Raw genomic sequence first — 23,262 nt, 5'->3', positions numbered from 1 at the left:
GGTCCTACCCTTGAGGTATGGCTACACCCGACCTCGCGCCGACAGATTCCCCACCGGAGTCCACACAGCACAGCGGTGCACCCGCTTCTTCGACCGCGATATTCGTGGTCAGTGGACTCATCGCAGGGCTCACCGCAGCCATCGTGGTGGGATTCTCCGCGTCGCAGGCGCTGACTCTTCTGGGTATCCCGGATCCAGGTCCGATCACCACGTACGGCCTCCCCGCGATGCGCGCACTGGGGGAGATCGCCGCGGTCATCGCGATCGGGTCACTGCTGCTGGCCGCGTTCTTCGTGCCGCCGCAGAAGTCGGGCGTCCTCGACGTCGACGGCTATCGAGCAGTCCGAACCGCATCGCACGCCGCGATCGTGTGGGCAATCTGTTCGTTCATGATGGTGCCCCTGACGCTCTCCGACACGTCGGGTCAGCCGTTCGCCGAAGCGATCAAACCGGCAAACCTCTGGTCGGGACTCGATCAGGTCGAGATCGCCGGCGCCTGGCGCTGGACGGCGATCATCGCGGTTGTTCTGGCGATCCTGGCCCGACTGACACTGCGCTGGTGGTGGACTCCGCTACTGCTGCTGGTCGGTCTTCTCGGACTGATGCCGCTCGCTCTCACCGGTCACTCGTCTTCGGGCGGGTCGCATGACATCGCTACCAACAGCCTGATCCTGCACCTCGTGGCGGCTTCGCTCTGGGCCGGCGGCTTGTTCGCGCTACTGGCCCACGCGCGGCGCGGCGGCGATTACACCGACGTAGCGGCTCGACGCTTTTCGACGGTCGCATCCATCTGCTTCGTCGTCATGGGATTCAGCGGCGTCATCAATGCGATTGTCCGTCTGCCTCTCGACGACGTGTTCACCACGACCTACGGACGATTGATCGTCGCCAAAACAGTTGCACTGATCATCCTCGGGTTCTTCGGTTGGGCTCAGCGGAGTCGGGCGCTACCGGCGCTGGCGGAGAACCCGAAGAGTCGCTCTGCCCTGATTCGATTTGCCGGCGCCGAAACGATCGTGATGGCGGCGACCATCGGTCTCGCGATCGGCCTCGGTCGTACCCCGCCGCCTCCGCCGCTGTCGATTCCCTCGATTCCCGAGGTCGAACTCGGTTACAACCTTCCGGACCCGCCGTCGTTCATGGCGTTCGTGACGGACTGGCGATTCGACCTCATGTTCGGCACCGCCGCAATTGCTGCGGCGATTCTGTACGGCATCGGCCTGCGCAAGCTGGCCAAGCGTGGAGACTCCTGGCCCGTCGGCCGAACCATCGCCTGGATGAGCGGTTGCGCGGTGCTCCTGATCGCCACGTCGTCCGGTGTCGGCAAGTACGCGCCGGCAGTCTTCAGCGTTCACATGGGCGCACATATGGCGCTGTCGATGTTGGGCCCAGTCCTGCTGGTTCTGGGTGCGCCGATCACTTTGGCTCTGCGGGCGCTCGATCCGGCGGGCAAGGACGGCGTGCCAGGCATTCGCGAGTGGATTCTGACCGCGCTGCACAGCCCGTTCTCACGATTCATCACCCACCCGATCGTGGCGGCAGTTCTCTTCGTCGGCGGTTTCTACGCGCTGTATCTCGGCGGAATCTACGGCGCGACCGTCGACTCGCACAGCGCTCACCTGCTGATGAACCTGCACTTCATCCTCAGCGGCTATCTCTTCTACTGGGTGGCGATCGGAATAGACCCGTCACCACGCCAATTGCAGCCGGTGACCAAGCTGGCGATGGTCTTCGGCTCACTTCCGTTCCACGCGTTTTTCGGCGTGGCATTGATGAGCACCACCGCCGTCATGGGCGGCGCGTACTTCCGCTCGCTCGGACTCGGTTGGAACAACGACCTGATCGGCGATCAGCAGCTGGGCGGCAGCATCGCGTGGGCGACCGGCGAGATCCCACTCATGGTGGTCATGCTCGCGCTGCTGGTTCAGTGGTCGCGCAGTGACGGAAGGACCGCGCGCCGAACGGACCGTGCGGCCGAGCGTGACCACGACGCCGACCTCGCTGCTCACAACGCCATGTTCGCCGAATTGGCCAGGCGGGACCGCGAGGGGTGGAAACCGCGTGAGGCTGCTGACGCGGAGACTGCAAGCGAGGACTCTGCGGACGAGACACCCAGCGAGAAGAAATCCGACGAATCCTCCACTAGCACTTAGTTCCGACACTGCCCGGGCCGTTTGGCTCGGGCAGTGCTGTTTCTCCACAGCTGTCCCGCCGATGCACAGGTGGAAATCGAAATCCCGAGCCAGGCGTTTGCCGTTCCACAATCGAAACTGCCGACGCAATGATCGGCCCCGCGACAGTTGGCGGGTTCTGGAGTTCGAAGGGGGATCGGACATGTACGAAACGCATGCAACGGTTGTCGGAACCGTCATCACCAATCCGGTGAAGCGGCAGACCACCAATGGCGAAGAGGTGCTGAGCTTTCGGATGGCGAGCAACACGCGTCGCAAAGACGCGGTGACCGGAGAGTGGACGGACGGAGCGACCCTCTATCTCACGGTGAGTTGCTGGCGGCGGTTGGTCACCGGCGTCGGCGCATCCATCATGAAGGGTGATCCGGTCATGGTGGCGGGGGAGTTGCGCACCAACGAGTACACGACCAAAGAGGGTGTGCCTCGTTCCGATCTCGAGCTACGGGCGACTGCGGTAGGCACGGACCTTGCTCGTTGCATCTCGAAGATCGAGCGTCAGAGCAAGCCGACGTCGGCGGAGAATGTCGAGGACGCAGTCGACACCGTCGCTGCGTGAGGACTCACACCGAAGGTTTCGGGCAGTCGCGGGGCCGAGAGTCGTGCCCCGCGTCCACTCGCTCGAGAAGTTCGGTGAGAGTTGCTCGCTCCGACTCGTCGAGGTCGTCGAACACATCCGAGGATTCGCGTCGTTGAGCTTTCGCGACGTCGGCAGCGAGGGTAGCGCCGGCGTCGGTGAGCTCGAGTAATACAGCTCGCCGATCGTTCGGATCGGGAGTGCGGCGCACCCATCCGGCCTCTTCGAGGGAATCCACGACGTCGGTCGCCGACCGCGGAACGATGCGCAATCGCTCGGCAAGAAACCCGAGTCGAACCGGCTCGCCCACTCGGGTCAGTACTCGCAGCGCTCGGCTTTGCGACGGCGAGAGGCCGAATGGTTCCAGCGCTGCCACTTGGCGTCGCCGGATGAGCCGTGCCACGGACATCACGACGTCGGTGAGTTCGCGCTCTCGGGAATGCATGGCGTCAGTCTAGCGTTGTTGGTGTCAGCCTCATAGTGAGGTAACCTCATCAATATGAAACTAGGGTGAGAAAGCCTCCAGGAGGTAGAACGTGAAACCAGATCACATGCGAAACATCGAACGATCCGCTGTCGAGATCACTCCGGCGGACTCTGTACCGGCAAAGCGCGTACTCGGACTGTTCGCGCCGTATCGAACTCAGATCGCCATCGTCACCGCGGTCATCACACTCAGCGCGATCGTGGCGTTGGGCAGTCCGCTGCTCCTACGCGAAATGCTCGACAAGGCGATCCCGGACAAGAACCTCGGACTCGTCAGCGTTCTGGCCATCGGCATGATCGCCATTGCCGTGATCACGAGCTGTCTCGGCGTGGCGCAGACTTGGATGTCCAACAGCATCGGCCAGAAACTGATGCACCAACTGCGTGTGCGGGTCTACTCGCATCTGCAGAATCAGTCGCTCGGATTCTTCGCTCGAACCCGAACCGGAGAAGTTCAGTCGCGCATTGCCAACGACATCGGCGGTATGCAGTCGGTGGTCACCAACACGGCAACGTCCATCGCGCAGAATGCAACGACCGTGGCAGCCACCATTGTTGCTCTGTTCCTTCTGGATTGGCGGCTTGCCATCTTCTCGCTGGCGATCTTGCCGGTGTTCATCCGTATCGCACGCAAGATCGGTGACGAGCGCCGCAAGATCTCGGGTAAGCGGCAGAAGCTACTCAGTGATCTGTCGGTGCAGGTGGAGGAATCTCTCTCCGTCAGTGGCATTCTCCTCGGCAAGACGACCGGCGCGAAGTCGGCTCTGACGGATCGATTCACCGAGCGTTCAGCGGAAGTCGCGGACGTCGAACTCCGGGCCATGATGGCCGGCAAGTGGCGCATGGCGACCATGTCGATCACCTTCGCAGCCATGCCCGCACTGGTCTACTGGTTCGCCGGTTTCACTCTCGATCACGGCAACACCATCACCGTCGGCACCCTCGTCGCATTCACCACACTGCAGACCCAATTGTTCCGCCCCACCATGATGCTGCTCAACACGGGCGTCGAGGTGCAGAGTTCGATGGCACTGTTCAGTCGCGTGTTCGAGTACCTGGATCTGCCGATCGACATCGCGGATCCGGAAGAGTCGAAGAGCTTCGACCGCACCAAGATGTCCGGCGAACTTCGGTTCGACCACGTCGACTTCTCGTATCCAGGAACCGACAGCAAGACTCTCGACAACATCGACCTCGCGGTCCCGGCCGGCGGAACCTTGGCGCTGGTCGGCTCCACAGGTTCGGGCAAGACCACCCTCGGATACTTGGCCGCACGTCTGTACGACCCGACTGCGGGATCGGTGAGAATCGACGACATCGATCTGCGGGACCTCGATCTCGCGACGGTCTCCGATCTGGTGGGCGTGGTGTCGCAGGAGACGTACCTCTTCCATACGACGATTCGTGAGAACCTTCGGTTCGCGAAACCCGATGCCACCGACGCCGAGATCGAGCAAGCAGCGCGCATCGCGCAAATCCACGAGTTCATCTCCGGTCTCGACGACGGGTACGACACCATGGTCGGCGAGCGCGGCTACCGATTCTCCGGTGGTGAGAAACAGCGCATCGCGATCGCGCGCACAGTTCTGCGGAATCCGCCGATCCTGGTCCTCGACGAGGCGACGAGCGCCTTGGACAATCGCACTGAACGTGCGCTGCAGGACGCGCTCGACGAGCTGATGGTCGGACGCACCACTCTTGTTGTAGCGCACCGACTCTCCACGGTTCGAGATGCGGATCTCATCGCGGTCCTCGACCAGGGCGTGGTTGTGGAAAAGGGCACCCACGACGAACTTGTGCAACAAGGTGGGCGATACGCACAGTTGCTTGCGGCCTCGGGTAGCGACGCCGTCGAACTCCCGTCGGAACTGCAGACCGTGTGAGTGTAAGAAATGTCGGCCATTTCACTTCCGCAAGTTTCTAGAACGTGTTCTACTTTATTGAAGGTTGGCGGGCTATCAATGGAGGCGGAAGATCATGGGTCAGGTTCTGGACAACATCTCACAGTTCGCCGACGAGATCCGCGCCGACGGAGTCGAGGGCGACAAGCTGATGCGCTTGACGGACGGCAGCGCGAAGCGCCTGCGCGACGCCGGCGTCATCCGGATGTTCCAGCCGAAGGAATTCGGAGGCCTCGAGGCGCATCCGCGTGAATTCGCCGAGACGGCAATGGCTATCGGTGCGATGGATGGTGCCACGGGCTGGGTCAGCGGCATCGTCGGTGTTCATCCGTGGGAGCTTGCGTTCTTCGACCGCAAGGCTCAGGAAGAGGTGTGGGGAACCGATCCCGATACGTGGATGGCGTCGCCGTATGCGCCGATGGGTGTTGCGAGGCCGGTCGAGGGTGGCTACATCCTCAACGGTCGTTGGTCGTTCTCGTCCGGTACCGATCATTGTGACTGGATCATGATCGGTGCGATGGTCGGTGACGAGTCCGGTAAGCCGTTGATGCCGCCGAAGATCCTGCACGTGTTGTTGCCGCGCTCCGATTACGACATCGACCAGGACAGCTGGAATGTCGTGGGCCTGCGCGGTACGGGGTCGAAGGATCTGATCGTCAAGGACGCGTTCCTGCCGACGTATCGGACTCTTGATGCGGGAAAGGTTTTCGACGGGACGGCGTGGAAGGAAGCGGGCCGTACGGAGACGTTGTACAAGTTCCCGTTCTCCTGCATTTTCCCGTTGGGGATCACTTCGTCGTTGATCGGTATCGCGGAGGGTGCGTTGGCGTGCAACATGGCGGCGCAGCGTGAGCGTGTGACGGTCAGTGGTGTTCCGATCAAGGAAGATCCGTACGTGTTGTTCGCGATCGGTGAGGCGGCGGCCGAGATCGCTGCTTCTCGGGCTGCGATCTTGGAGACGGTGGATCGTTTCTGGGACATGACCGAGAAGGGGCAGGAAGTTTCGTTCGAGCTTCGTGCGATCGGTCGGCGCACGCAGACTGCTGCGGCGTGGCGTGCGGTGCGGGCGGTGGACGAGATCTTTGCTCGTTCCGGTGGTGGCGCGTTGCAGTTGAACACGCCGATGCAGCGGTTCTGGCGTGACGCTCATGCCGGTCTCGCGCACGCGATCCATGTGCCTGGTTCCATTTTCCATTCGTCGACGCTCTCGCAGCTCGGTGGCGAGCCGAAGGGCATCCACCGGGCAATGATCTGAGCCGTCCGGGGGACACCCGGAGGTGTCCCCATCGCGGTTTTCGTGGGGGTCGATGAGCATGTCGGTGAATCCGGTCGATGACCTCGGGCTGTCCGCAGAACCCGCATCGGAGTGAGCGCCAACGCGCAATGTGGGTTATAGGACAAACACCGATAGGCTGGCGGTCATGGCTGAGTTCATTTACACGATGAAGAAGGTGCGCAAGGCGCACGGTGACAAGGTCATCCTCGATGACGTCACGATGAGCTTTTACCCCGGCGCGAAGATCGGTGTCGTCGGACCGAACGGCGCTGGTAAATCCAGCATCCTCAAGATCATGGCCGGACTGGACCAGCCGGGCAACGGCGAGGCATTCCTGGCTCCGGGCGCGACCGTCGGCATCCTCATGCAGGAGCCGGAGCTCGACGAGACCAAGACGGTTCGCGAGAACGTCGAGGACGGTCTCGGAGAGACGATGGTCCAGCTCAAGCGGTACAACGAGATCGCCGAGCTGATGGCCACGGATTACTCCGACGAGCTCATGGAAGAGATGGGCGAACTGCAGGAGAAGCTCGATCACGCAGACGCGTGGGAGATCGACTCGCAGCTCGAGCAGGCTATGGACGCCCTGCGCTGCCCCCCGCCGGAAGAGATGGTCACCCACCTCTCCGGTGGTGAGAAGCGACGCGTTGCGCTCTGCAAGCTGCTGCTGAGCAAGCCCGACCTCCTGCTCCTCGATGAGCCCACCAACCACCTCGACGCCGAATCTGTCCTGTGGCTCGAGCAGCACCTCGCTGCATACCCCGGCGCAATCCTCGCCGTGACCCACGATCGTTACTTCCTCGATCACGTCGCGCAGTGGATCTGTGAAGTCGACCGCGGACGCCTGTACCCGTACGAGGGCAACTACTCCACCTACCTGGAGCAGAAGGCTGCACGCCTCGAAGTTGCCGGCAAGAAGGATCAGAAGCTGCAGAAGCGCCTCAAGGACGAGCTCGCATGGGTTCGTTCCGGCGCCAAGGCCCGCCAGGCCAAGAACAAGGCTCGTCTCGATCGCTACGAGGAAATGGCGAACGAAGCCGAGAAGACCCGCAAACTCGACTTCGACGAGATCCAGATCCCGGCACCGCCGCGCCTGGGTGACGTGGTCGTGGAGGTCTCGAACCTCGACAAGGGCTTCGACGGCCGCGTGCTGATCAAGGATCTTTCGTTCACGTTGCCGCGCAACGGAATTGTCGGCGTCATCGGCCCCAACGGCGTCGGTAAGACGACGCTGTTCAAGACCATCGTCGGTCTCGAGGAGCCTGACGCCGGTGAGGTCAAGATCGGTCAGACGGTCAAGCTGAGCTACGTCGACCAGAACCGTTCCGGAATCGACCCCAAGAAGACGGTCTGGGAGACCGTGTCCGACGGGCTCGATTTCATCGTCGTCGGCCAGACCGAGTTCCCCTCGCGCGCGTACATCAGCTCGTTCGGTTTCAAGGGCCACGATCAGCAGAAGCCGGCCGGCGTCCTCTCCGGTGGTGAGCGCAACCGTCTGAACCTGGCGATGACGCTCAAGCAGGGCGGCAACCTGATCCTGCTCGATGAGCCCACCAACGACCTCGACGTCGAAACCCTCGGCTCGCTGGAGAACGCTCTCGAAGAGTTCCCCGGCTGCGCCGTCGTGATCTCGCACGATCGCTGGTTCCTGGACCGGACCTGTACCCACATCCTCGCGTGGGAAGGTGGCTTCGGCGACAACGAGGCAGCTTGGTACTGGTACGAGGGCAACTTCGAGGGCTACGAGGCGAACAAGGTCGAGCGACTCGGCCCCGACGCCGCACGCCCGCACCGCGTGACTCACCGCAAGCTCACCAGGGACTGATCCGGTGTCCGACGTATACACAGCGCAGATCCAGGTCCGGTGGGGCGATTCCGACCGGTTGGGTCACGTCAACAACACGCGTTACGTCGAGTACATGCAGGAAGCTCGCATCCAGTTCCTGGAAGCGAAACTGGCGCCGCTCGGCGGCCGGCCGGGATACCTCGTGGTTCGAAAGATGACCATCGAGTTCCTCAAGCCGGTCACCGATCGGTCCGGTCCGTTGAACGTGGAGATCTTCACGACTCACGTCGGGACTTCCTCGTTCACGGTTCGGCACGTCATCCGTGACAACGCGGGTGTCGAATGCGCCTTCGGCGACGCGTTGATGGTCGGATTCGACACCGTGTCCGAAAAGTCCAGACCGCTGGCGGACAGCGAACGTGCGGTGCTCGAAGCATCGCTTGTTCAGATGACGACATCGTAGATTTCGTTTCTCAGTTCACCCTAGGTACTGGTTGCCGCGGCTAGTCTCGAGTCAGAGATTGGTCGCGGCGATCAGAACCCACAAGGATGTGAGCCAGGAATGACAGACCGTGTACGGCAGCAGGGCACAGGCCTCGACGAAGCGACGTTGTTGACGCGTCTTCGCGAGGCCTTTTTCACGCACATCGACGAGGGTGACAGCGACGACGTCATCAACGGTCGATCGGATCGAGTCCTGCTCGCGCATCTCGCGCTCGGGAGGCAGCGGACGCCAGGCACGGCCGTATGGCGTGTGTACCGCCCGTCAGGATCCGAGGGTCTCGGCGCTGCCGTCCAGATCGTCACCGACGACATGTCGTTGCTCGTCGAGTCCGTTACCGCGATGCTCAACCGACAAGGCGTGGGAATCAGTCAATTCGCCCATCCGATCCTGACGGTTGAACGCGACAACGCGGGCAATCTGATTTCCTTGGGCGACAGCGGTATCCAAGAATCCTGGATGCACGTCCAGTTGGACTCCGAAGTCGAGGATTCCGATCTCGACGCGATCGAAGCCCACCTCGGCAAAGTGCTCGCGGACGTCCGCCAGGTGGTTGGTGACACCCCGGACATGAAGGCACTGCAACTGCGCGTTGCCGACGAGTTGGAGAGTGCTGCAGAAACTGCCTCCGGGAGGATCACCCCCGAAGAATTCTCCGATACCGCTCGGCTGCTCCGGTGGATGGCGGACGGAAACTACGCCGTACTCGGATACCGGCGATTCGAGGGCACGAAGGACGGCTCACGCACGGTCGCCGGCAGCGGGCTCGGCGTGCTGCGCTCCGACGCGGTCACCGAAGGCCCGATGAGTTTGCCTCCAGTTGCAGATCTCCCGGATCGACCGCTTCTGGTCCTGACGCAGGGATCGTTCCCCGCCACGGTGCACCGCGCTGTCTACCCGTACTTCGTGGGTGTCTCGATCCTCGACGACAGCGGAAACATCGTGGGGGAGCACAGATTCCTGGGTGTGTTCACCGTGGTCGCACTCCACGAGAACGTTCTCGCGATTCCCCTGATCGAGCGCCGCGTCCGCGAAGTCATCGCGCGTGCCGGTGTCGACCTGCATTCGTACTCCGGGCAGGCGATGCTCGAGGTCATCCAGTCTTTCCCGCGCACCGAGTTGTTCTCGAGCGATGCCGAGACCTTGTTCGAGACCGTCCACGCCGTGCACAGCATCGGGCTGCGTCGACAGGTGCGACTCTTCGTCCGCGAGGACACGTTCGGACGGTTCGTATCCTGCTTGGTGTATCTGCCTCGCGACCGGTACACGACGCGGGTGCGACTGGCGATGCAAAACCTGTTGTGGCGCGAATTCGGCCCAGGCACAGTTGATTACACCGCCCGGGTTACCGAGAACGATCTTGCGCTGTTGCACGTGACGATCCGGCGCGATCCGGACAGTGAGCCGGTTCATCTGGATGTCTCCGAGGCCAACCGCGAGCGAGTTCAGGCCCTGCTGACCGAAGTCAGTCGTAGCTGGGACGACCGCATCAACGACCTTGTTCGCGACATTCCGGGTGTGGATCCGGAACTGGTGCAACGGTATTCGCGGGTACTTCCCGATGGATACAAGGAGGACTTCGAGCCGTCACGCGCGCTGGCCGACATCGCCAGGCTCGAGGCGTTGGCGCCAGGCGCGATCGACGTACTGCTCTATCGCGCTGTGGACTCCGCGCCCGGTGCCTGGCGCTTCACGCTCTTCGTCGGCGGCGACGGTATCTCGCTGAGCCAGGTGCTACCGGTGCTGCAGTCACTCGGCGTCGAAGTTCTCGACGAGCGGCCGCACGTCGTGCAGCGACTCGACGGCGTTCAGTGCTGGATCTACGATTTCGGATTGTCGGTACCGGCGGATCTTCGGGCGTCGGTCGAGATCGACCTCGATGCGCAGGTGCCACTCGAGACCAGCACCGCCCCGCTGACCGAGGTCCAGAAGCGATTCACGGCTGCATTCGGTGCAGTCTGGTTCGGCCGGGCAGAAGCTGACCGATTCAACGAGTTGGTGCTGCGGGCCGGAATGTCCTGGCGGCAAGCCGTGGTGCTGCGTGCTTACGCAAAGTATCTGCGCCAGGCCACATTTCCGTACAGTCAGTTCCACATCGAAGGAATCGCGCTTACGCACCCGCAGACCGCGTTTGCATTGGTGCAGTTGTTCGAGGCGATGTTCGACCCCGAGAAGCAGGACGACATCCGCGTCGCCGAATTGGACGAGCAGTTGCGTGCGTCCATCGACGAGGTACTCAGCTTGGATGCCGATCGCATTCTGCGTGGAATGTTCTCCTTGGTGAAGGCGACCTTGCGTACCAATTTCTACGTCGTCGACGCCGATGGCCGCTCTCGCGACTACCTGTCGGTCAAGCTCGATCCCTCGCGGATCAGCGAGCTGCCCAAGCCGCGGCCGGCTTTCGAGATCTACGTGTACTCACCCGAGGTCGAAGGCGTCCACCTGCGATTCGGCGCAGTCGCGCGCGGCGGACTCCGCTGGTCCGACCGGCGCGAGGATTTCCGCACCGAGGTGCTCGGCTTGGTGAAGGCTCAGGCCGTCAAGAACGCGGTGATCGTGCCGGTCGGCGCCAAGGGCGGCTTCGTCGTGAAGAATCCGCCTCTGCCGACGGGTGATCCGGCCGCTGATCGAACGGCGACGCTGGAAACCGGCAAAGCCTGCTACACCACGTTCATCTCCGGATTGCTCGACATCACCGACAACGTGCACGCGGCCACCGGCGAAGTTGTGACGCCGGATCGAGTGGTGCGCAAGGACGATCAGGATCGCTACCTGGTGGTCGCCGCGGACAAGGGCACGGCTACGTTCTCGGATCTCGCGAATTCGGTTGCCGCCAAGTACGACTTCTGGCTCGGCGATGCGTTTGCCTCCGGTGGCTCCGTGGGATACGACCACAAGGGCATGGGAATCACCGCTCGCGGCGCCTGGGAAAGCGTCAAGCGGCACTTCCGCGAACTCGGGGTCGACACGCAGACGCAGGATTTCACGACGGTAGGCGTCGGCGACATGAGCGGAGACGTGTTCGGCAACGGAATGCTCCTCAGTCGGCACATCCGTCTGGTGGGCGCGTTCGACCATCGACACATCTTCCTCGATCCGAACCCGGATGCAGCGAGCTCGTTCGTCGAACGTCAACGACTTTTCGAGTTGCCACGGTCGTCATGGGCCGACTACGACAAGAGCCTGATCAGTGAAGGTGGCGGCGTCTGGGACCGCACGGTCAAGTCGGTTCCGATCGCCGAAAGCGTCAGAATCGCACTGGGTCTGGCCGAGGGGGTCACGAAGCTCTCGCCGCCGGAATTGATGCAGGCGATTCTGTCGGCACCGGTGGATCTGCTGTGGAACGGCGGAATCGGTACATACGTCAAGGCTTCGACCGAGACGAACGCGCAGGTCGGAGACAAGAGCAACGACGCGGTGCGAGTCGACGGTCAAGACCTACGAGTCAAGGTGATCGGTGAGGGCGGCAACCTCGGCGTGACTGCTCTGGGACGAATCGAGTTCAGCGCCAACGGCGGTCACATCAACACCGACGCCATCGACAACTCGGCCGGCGTCGACTGCTCCGATCACGAAGTGAACATCAAGATCCTTCTCGATTCGCTCGTGCGTTCGCAGTTACTGCCGACTCAGGAACGGAATCCGTTGCTGGCGTCGATGACCGACGACGTGGCGGCGCTGGTGTTGGCGGACAACATCGCCCAGAACGCGCTGCTCGGAATCTCCCGCGTGACCGCGCCGCAGATGCTCGGTGTTCACCGCCGTCAGTTGACGGATCTGACCAAGGCACGTGGACTTGACCGCAAGCTCGAGGCGTTGCCGACCGACAAGGAGATCGAGCGTCGCCTCGAGGCCGGTGTGGGTCTGACGTCGCCGGAATTGGCGACGCTGACGGCGCACGTGAAGCTTTCACTCAAGGACGATCTGCTCGCAACCGAGTTGCCGGACAACGATTTCTTCGCCCAGCAGATCCCGCAGTACTTCCCGACCGCTGTTCGCGATCGGTTCGAAACAGAGATCAAGGCACACCCGTTGCGGCGGCAGATCGTCGCGACGATGCTCGTGAACGAAGTGATCGACAACGGCGGAATCACGTACGCCTACCGCCTGGCCGAGGAGACCGGAGCGAGCAGTACGGACTCGATCCGCGCGTACGCCGCTGTGCGAGAGGTCTTTGCGCTCGACGAGGTGTGGTCGCGAATCCGCTCGGCCGGCGTCAGTGCAGAGATCGAAAACGAGCTGATCGTGGAGTCATGCCGCTTGCTCGACCGCGCGTCGCGGTGGTTCCTGGCCAATCGGCCCCAGCCGATCGCGGTCGGCGCCGAAGTTGCGCGCTACTCGGCAGCGTATCGGGCGACGGCGCCGCTGGTTCCGGGGCTGCTCGCCGGCCACCAGCTCGACGATCTGCTCGTGCGCGCTCAATCCGTGATCGATCGCGGGGCTCCGGAAGCGTTGGCGCTGGACGTGTTCCGACTGCTCGACGTCTACTGCCTGCTCGACATCGCGGATATCGCCGACATCGCAGATCACGACATCACCGAAGTCGCGGAGCTGTACTACGCCTTGGACGCGCATCTGGGAATCGACTGGCTGCTGAGCGCGGTCTCGGGACTCGAGCGCGGCGATCGCTGGCACTCGCTCGCTCGGCTCGCGTTGCGAGACGACCTCTACAGTTCGCTGCGGCAGCTGACGATGGAGGTTCTGGCCGGCGGCGAGCCGGGGGAGTCGCCGCAGGAGAAGATCGACGAATGGGAATCGACCAACGCCTCGCGGCTGAGTCGGGCGAGGGCAGCTCTCGTCGAGATCTTCGAGTCTGGGACGCTTGACCTCGCGACGCTCTCGGTGGCGGCGCGTCAGGTTCGTAGCATGGTGCGCAGCATGGGCACCCGATCGGAGGTAGGACGTTGAGCGAAGGATTCCACGCCGAAGTTGTGGTTCGGTGGTCCGACATGGATGCCTTCCAGCACATCAACCACGCACGGATGGTGACGTTGCTCGAAGAGGCGAGGATTCCTTGGTTGTTCGAAGACTCGCGCCCGACGGTCACCCTGCGTGACGGGGCTGTGATTGCCGATCTCCATGTGCGGTACCGCGGGCAACTGCGGCACGACGATTCACCGCTCGATGTCTTCATGTGGGTGGAAAAGGTTCGCGCGGTGGACTTCACCATCGCGTACGAGGTTCGCCCCCGCGGCGCCGATCTCAGCGTCCCGCCGTCCATCGTGGCATCGACTCAGATCGCGGCCTTCGATATCGACACTCAACGTCTGCGCCGCCTCAGCGGGCCCGAGCGGGAGTACTTGGAGAGCTGGCAACGTGCATGAACGTGTCCTGACCGTGCCCGAGGAGGCCGAGCGAAAGAACTTGGCCGGCTTCATCGGTCACGCCTTGCGTTTGGACGAGTCCGCGGTCATCCGAATGCGTCGACGCGGCGATGCGCACCTGAGCGTCTGGGCGTCAACGGGTTTCGACGCTCTGGCGACGCGAACCGTGGCGGGCACCATCAACCCTGACGACACGTCGGCTGCCGGCGATCAGTTGCTCTCGGCGGTGGAGCAGGCAACAGGTGAGCTGATCGATCCGGGGTTCGCCATGGATTCGGCGTGGCGTGGGGCGTTGCCGCCGATGGACGGCTTCGAGCACCTGGACGACGTACCCGCCCGGGTGTTGATCGAACTGGCGCAGCGGGGCAACGCCTTGGCGCTCGAGCATGGAAGTAGTCACGGGCCGCCGGCGTCGTTGCTCGATCAGGACGTGCTCGAGGTCAGTGGTCCATCAGGCACGGTCGGGATCTCGATGCGAGTTATTTTTGCCTTGACCGCAATGGGATTCGTTCCGCACACCGGATCCGAAGCGATGACTGCGGACATCGATCTCGAACAGATCGACGCGTCGGAACTGGTTCGGGTGCGGGCGAGTCGATCGTGGGTGCGCCTCGATGCACGGTTTGGTTCGATCTACCGTCACCGCGGTGGTTCGATACCGCTGATGGTTGCGCGGTAGGAGTTCAGGCGACGGCCACCACCAGCGCGATGGGGCCGCCGCCTGACGACGTGCGAGAGTGTTCGGTCAGATCAGCCACGCCGCAGCGTTGACGGGCAACTGACCGTCGACGAGTGGTGCGCTGCTCAACAGCAGCTGCCCGCTCGGCAGTGCGATCGGCACCTCCGTGGTGTTGAGAGCACAGATCAGACCGCCGCGTCGACGGAAAGCGAGGCAGCCGGGGGGACTGCCGTACCAATCGATGTCGGTGCCGGAAAACTCCGGCCTGGCGCTACGAAGTTCGAGGGCGGCGCGATACAGCGAGAGCATCGAGTCGACGTCCTCGATCTGAGCCTCCACGGTGAGCGTCGACCACTCGGCCGGCATCGGCAGCCAGGTGCTCGCACCGGTGGTGAATCCGAAAGGCGGCTCGGTTCCTTCCCAGGGAAGGGGCACTCGGCAGCCGTCGCGTCCTCGCTCGGCATGTCCGGATCGTTCCCAGACCGGGTCCTGTAGTGCATCGTCGGGCAGGTCGACGTTCGGCAGGCCGAGTTCGGCTCCGTTGTAGATGAAGCTCGCGCCCGGAAGCGCCAACTCGACGAGGATCATCGCCCGTGCGCGTTGCGTTCCGATCTCGCCCCCGCCGTAGCGCGTGACTTCACGTTCGACGTCGTGATTCGACAGTGTCCACGTGGGCACACCCCCGACCTCGGCGACGGCCGCGAGGGAGTTCTCCACGGCCTCTCGGACGGACTCGGCGGAGAATTCGGTTTCTGCAAGCCGGAAGTTGAATCCGAGATGCAGTTCGTCTGGCCGGATGTATTCGCCGAACTTCTGGTTGTCCTTCACCCAGATCTCGCCGACGGTCATCGCCTCCGGGAACTCGTCCATGACCTTGCGGATGCCGCGGTGGATTTCGTGAACTGCCGGATTGTTGAACCGCGGGTCGTCGTCGGAATTGCGCATGAGCTCGTTGAGCTCCCAGTCGTGGTCCGGCAAACCGTCGGGCTTGGCCATTCCGTGGGCCACGTCGATGCGGAATCCGTCGATTCCGCGCTCGAGCCAGAAGCGCAGAGTCTTGGCGAGGTCGTCGAAGACCTCGGGGTTGTCCCAGTTCAGGTCCGGCTGTTCCTTGGCGAAGATGTGCAGGTACCACTGGCCGGGTGTTCCGTCGGCTTCGGTGACACGGGTCCATGCCGGGCCGCCGAAGATGCTCGGCCAGTTGTTCGGCGGTTCGTTGCCTTTTTCACCTTTGCCGTCTCGGAAGATGTAGCGGGATCGCTCCGCAGAACCGGGCGCCGACGCCAGGGCTGCCTTGAACCACTCGTGCTGATCACTCGTGTGGTTCGGGACCAAGTCCATGGTGACCTTGATTCCGCGCTCGTGGGCCGACGTGATCAGCGAATCCATCGTCGCCAGATCACCGAACAGGGGATCGATGTCGCGAGGATCCGAGACGTCGTAGCCGTGGTCTGCCATCGGTGACTTCATCACCGGGCTCAACCAGATCGCGTCGATGCCGAGCAGCTCGAGGTAGCCGAGTTTCTCCTCGACTCCGCCGAGGTCGCCGATACCGTCACTTCCCGAATCGGCAAAGGAACGCGGATAGATCTGATAGAAGACCGCCTCGTTCCACCACGGGGCTTCGGGCCGGCTTACAGAGGACGAATCCGCGGGGGTGCTCACAGCAGTTCATAGTGCCAAACGTCTGGCACTCTCACGACTTGGACACGGCAAAAGCGTGACTCTTTACCTAGCCTTGGTGTACTTTGCATTCACGCGGTGACTCCATGTGGCAACTTTGGTGTTACTGCCGGGGGAGAAGTATCGAGAATTCAACCAAGGGGGCTTGGCCTTGACTTTGTCGGCAATCGAAGCGGTCAGTTTGGATCACGTACTGCTCGACGATGATCCGATCAACCGGGACTGGATAATCTTCGGCACACCGGTTGCACGGTCGGCGCAATGGTCGGCGAGTAAAGACGGGACCACGACTACGCACGTCTGGGATTGCACGAAGGGGCGCTTCCGCTGGTACTTCCATGCGGACGAAATCGTGCACATCATCGAAGGGTCGGTCACCGTTCAGGGCGACGGAATCGCGAAACGAACCCTGGGCGTCGGCGATGCCGCACTCTTCCGGGCGGGCAGCTGGTCGGAGTGGGAGGTCGAAGAGTACGTGCGCAAGCACGCAATCTTGAGTTCTCCGCTACATCCCACGGTGTCGTTCGGGGTACGAGCGGCCCGCCGGATCGCGCGTGTGTTCAGGCCGAAGGCGAAGTAAACGGTCAGATGGCGGAGTTCACCATGGACGCAGCAGCCATCTCCATGTAGTCGATCAACTGCTTGCGGTGCACCGGGCTCAGGGTCTTCTCGTCGATGGACGCGATGGCGACGTGCATGCACCTAAGCCACGCATCACGCTCGATCGGGCCGATCACGAAAGGATTGTGGCGCATCCGCAGACGCGGATGCCCACGCTCCTCCGAGTACGTGTGCGGCCCGCCCCAGTACTGCTCGAGGAACATCCGCATCCGCCGCTCTGCCGGGCCGAGATCGGCCTCGGGGTAGAGCGGGCGCACAACCTCGTCCTTCGCGACTTCTTCGTAGAATCGCGCGGTGAGCTTGTGAAACGTCTCGGCTCCGCCGACGGCGTCGTAGAAGGTCTGCTGCACGTCGTGCTGTACGTCATTCATGGCAAGTTCCATTGTGCCTGACGGCCGTAGTGGTCGGTTTCCGGGTCGACGACGGTTGCATCGGGTCGGAATGCGTACCCATTCACCGGAAATTCACCGGCCGTCCTGGCAATTTTGTTCGAAATGGGAGTGCGTAACGCGATCATCCGTGGTCAACTTGGGGGCAGTCTCCCGGAGGTCGTATGAAGAACCGACATGCTGCACGCAATCACCGACAACTCCAGCCCACTAGCGCGCGGAACGACCACGCGTTAGGGGCTGTTCTGGAAGTTGTTCCTGACGGGTTCGCGCACACTGCTGACCCACTCTTTTCCGAAGAGCATTCTCACCTCGAGATGTTCCCTCCCGATCGCGTTGTGCCCGAGTGGGTAAAACGTCGGGTGCTACTGCTCAACGTCACGTACGAACCGCTGACCGCCCTTCCTGCCAGGCGCGCGGTCGTACTGATGGCCTGCGGCAAGGCCGATACCGTCCACGAGGACGAACAAGGCCCGGTAGTCCATTCTGCGGACTGGTCGGTGCAGGTTCCCTCGGTCATTCGATTGCGCACCTACGTGCGCGTTCCGTATCGCGCCCGCATCCCCATGACCCGTGCCGCACTGATGCATCGTGACCACTTCCGATGTGCGTACTGCGGAGCCAAAGCCGAAACCATCGACCACGTCGTTCCTCGCAGCCGAGGTGGCGGGCATTCGTGGGAGAACTGCGTCGCGTGCTGTGCCCCCTGCAATCACCGCAAGGCCGACAAGATGCTCAGCGAACTCGGATGGACTCTCCGTGCGGAACTGGTCCCCCCGTCCGGTCCGCATTGGCGTCTGCTCGCGGCGACCAAGGAATTGCATCCGGCGTGGATGCCGTATCTCGGCGTGGGCGCAGCCTGAGCTATGTGTCGGCGTGGGCGCAGCCTGAGCTATGTGTCGGCGTGGGCGCAGCCTGAGCCGCGTTCTGTCGTCACCGAAACGAAATTGCCGGGGAATTTGTGGCCCTGACGCTTTCCTTCCTGGCGTTCTGGGCTACGTTATCTGGTGTGAGCATTCTCGAGGTAGTACTGATATACGTTGGGATTCCGGCCTTGATCACCGCGTTCTTCGCGGCTGCGTCCTTCCTCGGGAAGAAGACGCCGGGACCGGTTCCGCCGGCGTTCCATCTCGGTGAGTCGTGGGATCACGCTCCCGTGCTGTGGAGTGCTGTCGACGAAGTCACCGTTCGCGGTGGCCATCACGGCAGTGCACACGCAATCGAAGCCGGTTCGGCTGATCTGATCGGAGGGTCCGCAAGTGGCAAGTGGTGATCATTCGACCGCGCTCGCAGTAGCGCCCGAGGACCTGCCCGTCGGCAGCGTCGTCACGTCCAGCGGACGCGTTTCCGGTGTGCACCGCATCGGCGAGCCGTTCACCGACGATCTTCCGTTCGAGACCATGGATCTGGTCGCGCTCGACGTCGCGATGACCGAAGCGACGCGGGCCACCAAGGTGCGATTCAACGCCTACATCGGTGATCTCGGTTCTGATCCGGCAGCGGGTGCAGACGCACTGTTCCCGACCACGCCCGAAGCCGAGCGTTCCGTGCTGATCGCCGTCTCGCCCAACCAGCGCACCGTCGAGGTACGCAGCGGGCGGGCAATCGCCGATCGGGTCACTGATCGCGTTACCCAGCTCGGAGCAACGGCAGCTGTTGCATCCTTCAGTGAAGGCAACCTGATCGACGGACTGATCAGTGCCATCCGCGTTATGGCAGCCGCAATTTCAGCGCCGTAACTGTTTGTCAGACACCGGCCGGTGCCCGCGTCGATTCGTGAGAATCGACGCGGGCACCGGCCTTTCGCATGTCAGCTCGCGTCGAACTTTCGTGCTGCGAGTGAACGAACCACACCAGCCTGGCCTTCGACGACCAGACGACGTAACGCGGGAGGGATGTCGCCTTCGAGGAATCGGTCTGCCGCCGCGACGGATTCTGCGGAGATCGACCACGCCGGGTAGAGCCCGATGACGACGGTCTGTGCCACTTCGCTCGAGCGTCGTTCCCACACCGCCGCGATGTCGGCGAAGTAGCGGGAGACGAAGGGTTCGAGCAATTCGTCCTGGCCTTCGCGAGCGAACCCGCCGATGATCGATCGTGCGGTGATGTTGGGCACCGAGTCGTCGCCGACGACCTTCCCCCAGACCTCTTCCTTGACAGCGGCCTGCGGACGTCCGGCCGCGGCCGCCGCGGCTTGACGAGCGCCCGCAGCGGTCGGGTCACGCTGGGCTTCGGCGTCGATGAACGGAGTCGCGGTTCCTTCAGCGTCGATCTCACCGGCAGCTGCCAGTGCCCCGACGATGCGCCAGCGCAGGTCCGTGTCGACGATCAGGCCGTCGAGCCCAACGGTGGAGGGATCGGCGTCGAGCAATTCGCGCAGTACCTCGGTGTGCCACGGGGAGAGTGCTGCACCGGTGAGTGCGTTGACGAATGCCAGCTGGTGGTCGGACCCGGCCTCTGCCTCACGTGCGAGTTCGAGCAACCGATTGGCGAAGCTCGCCGCGCCTTCGGCCTCGGCCCAGGCCGGATCTGCATAGGAGCCGATGGCGGTTTGGGCTTGGAGCAAGAGACGTTGCACCACACCGACTTCGGTCTCCGAACTGATACCGCGCTCGACCAGTGCGACGAAGTCGCGTGCCTTCAGTTCGGCCTGACGGGTCATTTCCCACGCCGCCGACCAGATTAGAGTGCGGGGGAGTGAGTCGGTGATGTCGCCGACCCGCTCGATCGCCGTCGCCAAGGATTCGGGATCGAGTCGCACGGAGCCGTAGGTGAGATCGTCGTCGTTGACCAACACGAGTGCACCGCGGGCGACGCCGACAAGTTCGGGGACATCCGTGCTTTCCACAGCATCGAGGTCGAGTTCGACGCGATGGCTTCGTATCAACTTGCCGTCGACGTCGTCGTAGATGCCGATGGCGATCCGGTGGATTCGCCGCTCGCCGGCGCCTGGTGCCGCACCGTCCTGCAGGACGGCGAAGCGGGTGAACTTTCCGTCTGCGTCGACATCGAAGTCGGGGCGCAGGATGTTCAAACCGGTGGTCTTGAGCCACTGCCGACCCCAGTCGGAAAGGTCACGGCCCGAGGACTTTTCGAGTGAGCCCAGCAGATCGTCGAATGTTGCATTTCCGAATGCGTGCTCACGGAAGTACTCACGCAGTCCGGCGAGGAACGGCTCGAGTCCGACGTATGCGACCAACTGCTTGAGGACGCTGGCGCCCTTCGCGTAGGTGATGCCGTCGAAGTTGACCTCGACGGCAGCCAAGTCCGGAATGTCCGCGGCAATCGGGTGCGTCGACGGCAACTGATCCTGGCGGTATGCCCACGACTTCTCGACGTTGGCGAACGTCGTCCAGGCGTTCGTGTACTCCGTGGCCTCGGTCTGGCACAGGACCGAAGCGAAGGTCGCGAACGACTCGTTGAGCCACAGGTCGTCCCACCACGCCATCGTGACGAGGTCGCCGAACCACATGTGCGCCATTTCGTGCAGCACCGTCTCGGCACGACGCTCGTACGAGTAGCGGGTCACCTTGGAGCGGAAGACGTAGTCCTCGAGGAAGGTCACGGCGCCGGCATTCTCCATCGCGCCCGCATTGAATTCGGGGACGAAGAGCTGGTCGTACTTGCCGAAGGCATAAGGAACACCGAAGTTGCGGTGGTAGAAGTCGAATCCCTGCTTGGTCTCGGTGAAAAGCCGCTCCTCGTCCATGAACTCGGCCAGCGAAGCGCGGCAGAAGATTCCGAGCGGGATGTCGCCGTGCTCGTCGGAGTAGTTGTCGGTCCACTGCGCGTAGGGACCGGCGATGAGCGCCACCAGGTACGTGCTCATCTTCGGGGTGGTCCGGAAGACGTGCTTGCCGGGATCGGCGGCGAGGGTCTCGACGACCGCGGAGTTGGAGATGACCTTCCACGACGTGGGAGCGGTGACGCGGACGTCGAATGTCGCCTTCAGATCGGGTTGATCGAAGCACGCGAACATGCGCTTGGCGTCAGCCGTCTCGAACTGTGAGTAGAGGTAGACGGCGTCATCGGTCGGGTCGACGAATCGGTGCAGCCCCTCGCCGGTGTGGGAGTAGATGCAATCGGCCTCGATGACCAACTCGTTGTCGGCAGCGAGGTCGGGAAGGCTGATGCCCGTCGACTCGTCGTAGTCGGAGACGTCGAGTGCGGTGCCGTTGAGGACCGCGGAATGGACTCGGGCCGCGACGATGTCGATGAAGCTGCTTGCTCCGGCCGTAGCCGTGAACGTGACGGTGGTCTTCGAAGAGAACGTCTCCTCGCCGGGTGCGTCGTTGCCGTCGGTGAGATCGAGTTCGATCAGATAGTTCTCGACGGTCAGGATTGCTGACCGTTGCGCTGCGGTTTCGCGTGTCAGGTTCGGTGCGACCACAAAGATCTCCTCGTAGATGGTGCGGATCTATTACGTCCATCCCATCACGAAGAGAACGGCTCTACTCAAGCGGACACTTCTGCCAACGGAATCTCCGGATCGGCCAGCCGCTCCGGATCGACAGGACGCGAAGAGGCGACCAATTCCTTGATGGCGTCACCGGCATCCCAGATGTTCACGTTCATGCCGGCGAGCACCTTGTTCGCGGAATCGAGCCAGAAGGCCAGGAACTCGCGCTTGTCGACATCGCCGCGAGTGACGACACGGGAGTAGCCGCCGTGCGGCGCGTGACCCACGTATTCCATCCCGAGGTCGTACTGATCGGTGAAGAAATACGGCATGCGCACGTACTCGGCGGGCCGACCCAACATGGTGTCTGCGGCGGTCTCGGGTTGGTTGAGTGCGTTTGCCCAGTGCTCCACCCGAATTCGTGCATTCAGAATCGGATGCTGTGCGGCCGCGATGTCGCCTACTGCAACGACGTCGGGGTCGCTGCTCTGCAGACCGGCGTCGACGAGAACTCCGTTGTCGACGTCGATACCCGCCTCCGACGCCAACTCGGTGTTCGGCAACGCGCCGACAGCAATCAACACGGCGTCGGCTGGAATCACGGTGCCGTCGCTCAAAGTGACGCCGGCGGCGTGATCGCCGTCGACAGAGATTGCGCTGACGTCCGTGCCAGTGCGCAAGTCGACGCCGTTCTGGCGGTGCAGAGCGGCGAAGACCTCACCCATTTCCGGGCCCAGGGTCGATTCGAGCGGAAGGCCGGCATGTTCGAGCACGGTGACGTCGACGTCGAAACCGCGAGCCGACGCGGCAATTTCGAGACCGATCCAGCCGGCACCGATCACGACGAGCTTCTTGTCGGCGGCCAGGGTGCGCAGTAGCGCAGCGGCTTGATCGACTGTTCGCACGTAGTGAACGCCCTCGGCGTCGGACCCCGGGATGTCGAGGCGCCGCGAACGTGAGCCGGTGGCCAAGGCGAGCTTGTCGTAGCTGATCGTGGAACCGTCCGGAAGTGACACGGTGTGCGCAGCGGGGTCGATGGCCGTTGCCGTCGTTCCCGGACGAAGATCGATGTGATGGTCGCGGAACCACTCGCCGTCGTGGACGGTGAATTCGGGGAGTGTCTTCTTGCCTGCGAAGAACTCTTTCGACAGCGGCGGCCGCTCGTACGGAAGGTGGTCTTCTTCGCTCAATACGGTGATCTCACCGTCGAAATCTCTGTCACGCAGGGCTTCTGCGATCTTTGCGCCCGCGAGCCCGCCGCCGACGATCACGAATCTCCGGTTGGTGCTCATTACTGAACTACTCCTTCGTACTCGTTTCTTTTCGACACTACTGCGATCGGAAGGTGGTTCGGGGGAAAGCGCGGGAAGGATTGCGGGTTCATGATTGTTGGCAGAACGGGAGTATGTCCCCGAACTGACAGAACCTGACCGACATGAACTGATAGGGA

18 protein-coding genes are annotated in these 23,262 nt (G+C 62.8%); 13 read left to right on the top strand and 5 right to left on the bottom strand.

Annotated elements, in window-relative coordinates; translation table 11 throughout:
- Positions 1–17 precede the first annotated feature (17 nt).
- Positions 18–2,153 (top strand): cytochrome c oxidase assembly protein, encoded by a 2,136-nt coding sequence (locus ACKAMS_RS12345; RefSeq protein WP_020908246.1) that lies wholly within the window; start codon positions 18–20, stop codon positions 2,151–2,153.
- A 181-nt stretch (positions 2,154–2,334) separates the two neighbouring features.
- The gene (gene ssb / locus ACKAMS_RS12340; RefSeq protein ID WP_408989085.1) at positions 2,335–2,748 is read left to right on the top strand and encodes a single-stranded DNA-binding protein; all 414 of its coding nucleotides are present in this window, start codon (positions 2,335–2,337) and stop codon (positions 2,746–2,748) included.
- 4 nt (positions 2,749–2,752) lie between these two features.
- Here the strand turns inward: ssb and ACKAMS_RS12335 are convergent, their stop codons facing one another.
- On the bottom strand, positions 2,753–3,211 hold the full coding sequence (locus ACKAMS_RS12335) for a MarR family winged helix-turn-helix transcriptional regulator (RefSeq protein ID WP_003945320.1): 459 nt from the start codon (positions 3,209–3,211) through the stop codon (positions 2,753–2,755).
- Between the two features lie 106 nt (positions 3,212–3,317).
- Here ACKAMS_RS12335 and ACKAMS_RS12330 point away from each other — a divergent pair, with 106 nt between their 5' ends.
- The 7 genes from ACKAMS_RS12330 (at position 3,318) to ACKAMS_RS12300 (ending at position 14,720) form a co-directional block, all read left to right on the top strand.
- A complete protein-coding gene (locus tag ACKAMS_RS12330; RefSeq protein WP_053061983.1) occupies positions 3,318–5,135 on the top strand; it encodes an ABC transporter ATP-binding protein in 1,818 nt (605 codons plus the stop codon).
- A 94-nt stretch (positions 5,136–5,229) separates the two neighbouring features.
- Entirely contained in the window at positions 5,230–6,408 is a 1,179-nt protein-coding gene (locus ACKAMS_RS12325; protein ID WP_269577852.1) for an acyl-CoA dehydrogenase family protein, read from the top strand.
- A gap of 166 nt (positions 6,409–6,574) precedes the next feature.
- Complete coding sequence (gene ettA / locus ACKAMS_RS12320; protein WP_007730925.1) at positions 6,575–8,254, top strand: energy-dependent translational throttle protein EttA; 1,680 nt, start codon at positions 6,575–6,577, stop codon at positions 8,252–8,254.
- 4 nt (positions 8,255–8,258) lie between these two features.
- Complete coding sequence (locus ACKAMS_RS12315) at positions 8,259–8,678, top strand: thioesterase family protein (protein ID WP_019749099.1); 420 nt, start codon at positions 8,259–8,261, stop codon at positions 8,676–8,678.
- Positions 8,679–8,777: 99 nt separating this feature from the next.
- Positions 8,778–13,625: an NAD-glutamate dehydrogenase gene (locus ACKAMS_RS12310; protein ID WP_097387216.1), complete on the top strand. Its 4,848-nt coding sequence runs from the start codon at positions 8,778–8,780 to the stop codon at positions 13,623–13,625.
- A complete protein-coding gene (locus ACKAMS_RS12305; RefSeq protein ID WP_003944573.1) occupies positions 13,622–14,041 on the top strand; it encodes a thioesterase family protein in 420 nt (139 codons plus the stop codon). Before ACKAMS_RS12310 ends, ACKAMS_RS12305 begins: the two co-directional genes overlap by 4 nt.
- Positions 14,034–14,720, top strand: coding sequence for a hypothetical protein (locus tag ACKAMS_RS12300; RefSeq protein ID WP_408989084.1), 687 nt, complete (start codon positions 14,034–14,036; stop codon positions 14,718–14,720). The genes ACKAMS_RS12305 and ACKAMS_RS12300 overlap by 8 nt, the downstream gene beginning before the upstream one ends.
- A gap of 66 nt (positions 14,721–14,786) precedes the next feature.
- Here ACKAMS_RS12300 and ACKAMS_RS12295 read toward each other — a convergent pair whose 3' ends face one another.
- Positions 14,787–16,385 (bottom strand): glycoside hydrolase family 13 protein, encoded by a 1,599-nt coding sequence (locus tag ACKAMS_RS12295; protein WP_020970005.1) that lies wholly within the window; start codon positions 16,383–16,385, stop codon positions 14,787–14,789.
- 106 nt (positions 16,386–16,491) lie between these two features.
- Between ACKAMS_RS12295 and ACKAMS_RS12290 the strand changes: the two genes are divergently transcribed.
- Positions 16,492–16,983 carry a cupin domain-containing protein gene (locus ACKAMS_RS12290; RefSeq protein ID WP_019749095.1) on the top strand — a complete coding sequence of 164 codons (492 nt, stop codon included), beginning with the start codon at positions 16,492–16,494 and terminating at the stop codon, positions 16,981–16,983.
- Between the two features lie 4 nt (positions 16,984–16,987).
- Here the strand turns inward: ACKAMS_RS12290 and ACKAMS_RS12285 are convergent, their stop codons facing one another.
- Positions 16,988–17,395 carry a globin gene (locus ACKAMS_RS12285; RefSeq protein ID WP_003944464.1) on the bottom strand — a complete coding sequence of 136 codons (408 nt, stop codon included), beginning with the start codon at positions 17,393–17,395 and terminating at the stop codon, positions 16,988–16,990.
- A gap of 182 nt (positions 17,396–17,577) precedes the next feature.
- On the opposite strand from ACKAMS_RS12285, the gene ACKAMS_RS12280 reads away from it, so the two are divergent.
- The 3 genes from ACKAMS_RS12280 to ACKAMS_RS12270 all read left to right on the top strand — a co-directional run bounded on the left by ACKAMS_RS12280 (position 17,578) and on the right by ACKAMS_RS12270 (position 19,152).
- A complete protein-coding gene (locus tag ACKAMS_RS12280; RefSeq protein ID WP_020908239.1) occupies positions 17,578–18,276 on the top strand; it encodes an HNH endonuclease in 699 nt (232 codons plus the stop codon).
- A 146-nt stretch (positions 18,277–18,422) separates the two neighbouring features.
- Positions 18,423–18,686, top strand: a complete 264-nt coding sequence (locus ACKAMS_RS12275) for a hypothetical protein (protein WP_007730943.1) — start codon at positions 18,423–18,425, stop codon at positions 18,684–18,686.
- Positions 18,673–19,152: a DUF5130 domain-containing protein gene (locus ACKAMS_RS12270; RefSeq protein ID WP_019749092.1), complete on the top strand. Its 480-nt coding sequence runs from the start codon at positions 18,673–18,675 to the stop codon at positions 19,150–19,152. The genes ACKAMS_RS12275 and ACKAMS_RS12270 overlap by 14 nt, the downstream gene beginning before the upstream one ends.
- Positions 19,153–19,223: 71 nt before the next feature.
- Here ACKAMS_RS12270 and pepN read toward each other — a convergent pair whose 3' ends face one another.
- A complete protein-coding gene (gene pepN / locus ACKAMS_RS12265) occupies positions 19,224–21,803 on the bottom strand; it encodes an aminopeptidase N (RefSeq protein WP_408989083.1) in 2,580 nt (859 codons plus the stop codon).
- Between the two features lie 65 nt (positions 21,804–21,868).
- Positions 21,869–23,104 carry an NAD(P)/FAD-dependent oxidoreductase gene (locus ACKAMS_RS12260; protein ID WP_020908238.1) on the bottom strand — a complete coding sequence of 412 codons (1,236 nt, stop codon included), beginning with the start codon at positions 23,102–23,104 and terminating at the stop codon, positions 21,869–21,871.
- Positions 23,105–23,262 lie beyond the last annotated feature (158 nt).

This window comes from Rhodococcus sp. 5A-K4 (assembly GCF_046097995.1).
In the GTDB taxonomy this organism is placed as follows: Bacteria; Actinomycetota; Actinomycetes; order Mycobacteriales; family Mycobacteriaceae; genus Rhodococcus_F; species Rhodococcus_F erythropolis.
The sequence above is the reverse complement of the archived record's forward strand: the minus strand, read 5'-3'. Positions and strand labels throughout refer to the sequence as shown.

What these genes read in the sequence shown, in the direction of transcription:
- ACKAMS_RS12345 (WP_020908246.1), top strand. Translation starts at nt 18, where the DNA reads ATGGCTACACCCGACCTCGCGCCGACAGATTCCCCACCGGAGTCCACA.
- ACKAMS_RS12260 (WP_020908238.1), bottom strand. Translation starts at nt 23,104, where the DNA reads ATGAGCACCAACCGGAGATTCGTGATCGTCGGCGGCGGGCTCGCGGGC.
- ssb (WP_408989085.1), top strand. Translation starts at nt 2,335, where the DNA reads ATGTACGAAACGCATGCAACGGTTGTCGGAACCGTCATCACCAATCCG.
- ACKAMS_RS12330 (WP_053061983.1), top strand. Translation starts at nt 3,318, where the DNA reads ATGCGAAACATCGAACGATCCGCTGTCGAGATCACTCCGGCGGACTCT.
- ACKAMS_RS12335 (WP_003945320.1), bottom strand. Translation starts at nt 3,211, where the DNA reads ATGCATTCCCGAGAGCGCGAACTCACCGACGTCGTGATGTCCGTGGCA.
- ACKAMS_RS12285 (WP_003944464.1), bottom strand. Translation starts at nt 17,395, where the DNA reads ATGAATGACGTACAGCACGACGTGCAGCAGACCTTCTACGACGCCGTC.
- ettA (WP_007730925.1), top strand. Translation starts at nt 6,575, where the DNA reads ATGGCTGAGTTCATTTACACGATGAAGAAGGTGCGCAAGGCGCACGGT.
- ACKAMS_RS12310 (WP_097387216.1), top strand. Translation starts at nt 8,778, where the DNA reads ATGACAGACCGTGTACGGCAGCAGGGCACAGGCCTCGACGAAGCGACG.
- ACKAMS_RS12280 (WP_020908239.1), top strand. Translation starts at nt 17,578, where the DNA reads ATGAAGAACCGACATGCTGCACGCAATCACCGACAACTCCAGCCCACT.
- ACKAMS_RS12325 (WP_269577852.1), top strand. Translation starts at nt 5,230, where the DNA reads ATGGGTCAGGTTCTGGACAACATCTCACAGTTCGCCGACGAGATCCGC.